The sequence below is a fragment of the Drancourtella massiliensis genome (genome assembly GCF_016900655.1).
Classification (GTDB): Bacteria; Bacillota; Clostridia; order Lachnospirales; family Lachnospiraceae; genus Sellimonas; species Sellimonas catena.
Window position 1 is genome coordinate 1 of the sequence record NZ_JACJKH010000050.1, and the last position, 4,636, is coordinate 4,636.

Genomic DNA, 4,636 nt, shown 5'->3' on the forward strand with positions numbered 1-4,636 from the left:
ACGTGCCGGATGATCGGTTTTATCGCGCAGTCAGCTCCCGGACTGCGCAGTCACTTCTCCGATGCTTAGAAAAATAATCTGTTGTTTGCGTCTCCCTCAATTCGCCGTCCAACAAGATAATCCCCAATATAATTATGTATCTCTACCGACTGTGTCGGAAATGCATACGACCCCAATGCAGTTTCCAGTTTTATATACTGCGGCAGTCTTTCATCTTCCAGTTCAAATACAGAAGTATATGAAAAGAAATAAGCGTTATAGTCCCTGTCGCTCTGGGTTTCATTCCAGTTTGCAATCGGCATTTCCAGTTCTTCGCTTATTCCTTTTAAAACAACATTCTTAAGTTTTTTCCTTCTACTCTCTCCTATATGCTCTTTGAAAGTAATATCAATATCTTCTGAAAAACGATTGATTAAATGATATCCTTTGGATAAAGACGTCCCTCCTTTGAAAACACACAGATCAAGCTGCTCTGACAATAATTTCAGGATCAGTGTAACATAGTAATCTTTTTCTACTACTATAGGTGTTCTTCCACTTTGCTCAGCAGTCTGTTCCACCATATCCTTAAACATTTCTCTATCCTTATGAAGATACATACTCCACCTCCGTTTCATATATTGCTTTATATATCTTAATCGGATAATTTGCAATAAACCTGTCGATTTTTTTCTTTGTAATAGCATTTTTTCTGGCATATTCTGTCAAAATCCTTCCGCATTTTTCCGGCTCCATCTCTGTGCATTTTTCAATATCCTTCAGACAATCCAGAAACTGCAGCACCGGCGCATTTTCTTTCGTCACCTCCACCACTGGTCTTCTGATAAGGTATTGCCTGTTTTTAATCGTTATTTTCCTTACCAATGCCGGAGCAAAATTGCTGTTTATCTCCTGCGTAAATGGAATCTGTGTGGATAATCCCATGCGGTTTGCCAATGTATAGCCGGAATAGTAGCCCACCCGCTTTCCCCTGCGCATGATATACTTATGAACAGCTACTGTATCCGGAGTCATAGACATCCGCTCACCGAAAATATCCGTTTTAGGGAAATAGTATACTCCCGGCTCAAATCGGCATATGGATCCACTATCAGCAAGTTTTTTTAAATGATATCTAAGATTTTCTTCTGCCATCCCTGAGATATCAATATCTCCGGCAAAAATAGGTTCTCCTGGAATATAATTTTCTTTCAAATATTCGTATAACATAATCGTTTTCCTTTCGATAAGTAAATTATTAATTTACTTATCGTTAGTATACTTGAAATTATTTTCTTTGTCAATCTCATCTGATTTATTCATATTGTTTCCATCTACATCACTGTTTAACAGGACATATTGTCCTATTAAACACAGTTTTAAGAAATTCAAAGTGCCATTTAAAAGTAAGTAGGTAATCATCCGTACCTTGACAAAATAAGAAATCCCCCCGGCACTTTCGAGGGGAATATTTGTCTCTTATTTTTTCAGTTTGCTGTGGCATTCAGCCGGCAGGCTGGTGGACCATGGAAGCAGTTCCAACATCGCTTCCTTTTCCGGGAACGGACCAAGATCTTTCATCTGCTCCATCACATAGGTGAGATAATTGTAGGGTTTCAGACCGTTCAACATCGCTGTTTCCGTAATGCTGTATACGGTTGCGCTGGCCTGTGCTCCCCGGATACTCTTGGCAAACAGCCAGTTTCGACGCCCTGTCGCAAAGTTTTTCAGCGGCCGTTCTGCCGCCAGATTATCAATGCTTAAGTGTCCGTCTTCCAGATATCTCCTCAGATAAACTTTCTGGTTCAGGGTATGCAGGACAGCTTCGCCGATCAATGAAGACCGGTCTACGGAATCCTCCAGTGTATGAAGCCACCCAAAGAAAGCCTCTAAAAGCGGCTTCGCCTGCTTTTGACGCTCTTCATACCGTTCTTCCGGCGTCTTGTCACGGATCATCTCTTCAATCTTATAGAGCATCCCGATCCGTGCCAGTGCCTGATATGCGGTTGTCTCCTTCAACTGTTCTTTGGTGAAATCCTTTTTCAAGGCCGTCAGGGCTTCATCGAATCTGCGTCTCGCATGGGCCATGCATCCCGTCACAGTGATCCTTTCCGGGAGATTGTGGTATGCCTGATAACCATCGCAGGTGAAAGATCCCTCAAACTGATCTCCAAGGAATTCCGCCGGATGATATCCGGCACGGGTTCTTTCGTATTGGAAGAGGACCATCCGCGGAGAGCCGCTGTATTCATCCGTGAGATAGACCCACATCCAGTTCTGGGTGGAACCCTTCTGATCCGGCTCATCGATCACCTGCATTCTGGTTTCGTCTCCGTGCAAATAGTTACTCCGGAGCAGCTCTTCTTTCATCAGATCATAGAGCGGCTGCAGATACCGGTCTGCACATTGGATGATCCAGTTCGCCATGGTCTTTGTGGAAAGATTCAGGTCGTACCGGGCGAATTCCCGTTCCTGACGCGCAAGCGGCATCCCGTTTACATACTTGGCATTCATGATGCCTGCAACAAGGGACGGGGTTGCAGCACTTTCTTTCAGGAGTGACGGCGCTTTTTCCGGCCGTTTCATAGCCCCGCATTTCGGACAGCTGTACACAAAAATCACTTCCTCCACAACTTCAAACCTCGCGGGAATGAATTTCAGTCTTTTGACTCTTTCCTTTGTGACAACCTTATATTTCGTATTGCAGTCCGGGCAGTAACGGTCGTCTCCCGTCAGCTTGTACTCGATCACTTCGGTTGTCTCAAAGGAGGAAAGGTCTTCTTCCTTTTTTCCGGAACGTTTTTTTCTTTTGTAAGAAGACGGATGGATCTCTGCCAGGTCCGGTTCCGGGGCATTCAGGTCTGCTTCCCGCTCTGCCTCGTTAAAAAGATTCAGCTGGATATACCCGTCCGCATATTTTTCACTGGATGTGCCAAAGCGTTTCCTCTGAGCAAGAGTAAGGCGGTCAGAGAGCATTGCGTTCAGGAATTCCAGTTCCTTTGTTTTCTATTCCAGGATCTGGATCCTTGATTCCTGCTTCTGCAGCGTTTCTTCCTGCTTTTGACGATGCTCCTGCATAATCTTCAGCAAAGAGAGCATGTCCTCCCTGTCCATCCTGTTCAGTTGTTCTTCTGTAAAAACCGGATCCATCGCACAGCCTCATCTTTCTAAAATCTCTATTGACAGTTTACCATAAAAGGATCTGCTTTCTATTGGAAACCGCCTTCAGGAGTAGAGGAAAATCTGCGTAAAATCAAGAAATTTTCGGCTTTTTGCGAATTGACAGGAATCGGGAGCAGACTACGATCTTTGGGTGGCGTTCTTCAAAAGCGCCGCTGGGATTCAGGGATAATCCATCGCACAGCCAGTGGATCTCTTTGAGAGTCACTTTCCGCAGTTCATCCGGTGTGTCCGGCCAATGGAAGGCATTCCGCTCCAGACGTTTCATCAGGATCCAGAATCCGGAGCCGTCCCACTGGAGAATCTTGATCAATGTGCGTCTGCGATTGCAGAACGCGAACATACAGCGGGAGTACGGATCGAGATGGAATTTCAGTTTGATAATTGCGGCCAAACCGGTATAGCTTTTACGGAGATCGATCACTCCACACGCCAGATAGACGGTTGTGCTTCCAGAGAAATCAAGCATAGTTCTTCAACGCCTGCAAGAGCGTAGTCAGTATCCTGGCTGAGCAGTCAGCGCCAATTTCAATCCGGATATTTTCCGGAAGAAGGATCGTAACAGAATGATTTCCTGTCCTAGAGTTCAACTGCAGCTCTTGTTCCGAAGGCAGCTTTGTGAACACCATATCAGATGCAGGTTCTTTTCCTGGTGCTTCTGACTGAATCTTTCGGATCCAATAGCCCAAAGTAGACTGGGGGATCTTATTCTGCTGACCACACTCTCCTTTCTTGTCTATTATTATAGGCTGAATATAGAAAGGATTGAAGAAACAATAAGTTCTCAAGTATATACCCGGAGGTTTGTCCTGATGCTTTCGTCCAAACACAGTCGAGACAAGCTGGATGCTCGGCTATGCGATCTTAGGTAATATTCCGCTTTTTTCAGGGAATATTTCTACACTTGTAATTCATCTTCTTGCCTTTGTAATTGCTTTTTGCGGGGATGTATAGTGGTGAAGTTAAAACAATTATAGTTCTAACATAAGGACATGTTTATATTGTGTTCTACCTTGTGTTCTATTTTAATTTTAGACATGAAAAAACCGCCGAAATTCGGCGGTTTTTCAGCAGGGGATGAGAGAATCGAACTCCCGCTAAGAGTTTTGGAGACTCCTGTCATACCATTTGACCAATCCCCTATATTCTATTTCAAATACAAAGAAACACACCTTTTCAGGTGTTTCTTTTTGTGTACCTTCAAAACCACATATAAGTCCACGTTTCTGTCATCCTGCTTTTCCTATCCACCATTCCTTGGTTATGCCCTCGACCTATTAGTAACAGTCAGCTCCATGTGTTGCCACACTTCCACCTCTGCCCTATCTACCTCGTCGTCTTCAAGGGGTCTTACTGCTTTCGCATGGGATATCTCATCTTGAGGGGGGCTTCACGCTTAGATGCCTTCAGCGTTTATCCCTTCCCGGCTTGGCTACCCTGCCATGCACTTGGTAGTGCAACAGGTACACCAGCGGCC

6 protein-coding genes, 1 tRNA gene and 1 rRNA gene are annotated in these 4,636 nt (G+C 44.6%); all 8 read right to left on the bottom strand.

Going from position 1 to position 4,636, the window contains the following annotated elements:
* Positions 1-65: 65 nt before the first annotated feature.
* On the bottom strand, positions 66-599 hold the full coding sequence (locus H6A32_RS15465; RefSeq protein WP_204864783.1) for a nucleotidyl transferase AbiEii/AbiGii toxin family protein: 534 nt from the start codon (positions 597-599) through the stop codon (positions 66-68).
* Entirely contained in the window at positions 586-1,209 is a 624-nt protein-coding gene (locus tag H6A32_RS15470; RefSeq protein ID WP_204864784.1) for a DUF6088 family protein, read from the bottom strand. The genes H6A32_RS15465 and H6A32_RS15470 overlap by 14 nt, the downstream gene beginning before the upstream one ends.
* Positions 1,210-1,458: 249 nt before the next feature.
* Complete coding sequence (gene tnpC, locus H6A32_RS15475) at positions 1,459-2,955, bottom strand: IS66 family transposase (protein ID WP_243424961.1); 1,497 nt, start codon at positions 2,953-2,955, stop codon at positions 1,459-1,461.
* Positions 2,956-2,985: 30 nt separating this feature from the next.
* The gene (locus H6A32_RS16570; protein ID WP_243424962.1) at positions 2,986-3,129 is read right to left on the bottom strand and encodes a hypothetical protein; all 144 of its coding nucleotides are present in this window, start codon (positions 3,127-3,129) and stop codon (positions 2,986-2,988) included.
* A 103-nt stretch (positions 3,130-3,232) separates the two neighbouring features.
* Positions 3,233-3,628: an IS66 family insertion sequence element accessory protein TnpB gene (gene tnpB, locus H6A32_RS15480; protein WP_204864785.1), complete on the bottom strand. Its 396-nt coding sequence runs from the start codon at positions 3,626-3,628 to the stop codon at positions 3,233-3,235.
* Complete coding sequence (locus H6A32_RS15485; RefSeq protein WP_204864786.1) at positions 3,621-3,788, bottom strand: hypothetical protein; 168 nt, start codon at positions 3,786-3,788, stop codon at positions 3,621-3,623. Before H6A32_RS15485 ends, tnpB begins: the two co-directional genes overlap by 8 nt.
* A gap of 442 nt (positions 3,789-4,230) precedes the next feature.
* A tRNA-Trp gene (locus H6A32_RS15490) sits at positions 4,231-4,301 on the bottom strand.
* 115 nt (positions 4,302-4,416) lie between these two features.
* A 23S ribosomal RNA gene (locus H6A32_RS15495) occupies positions 4,417-4,636 on the bottom strand; the annotation flags it as partial.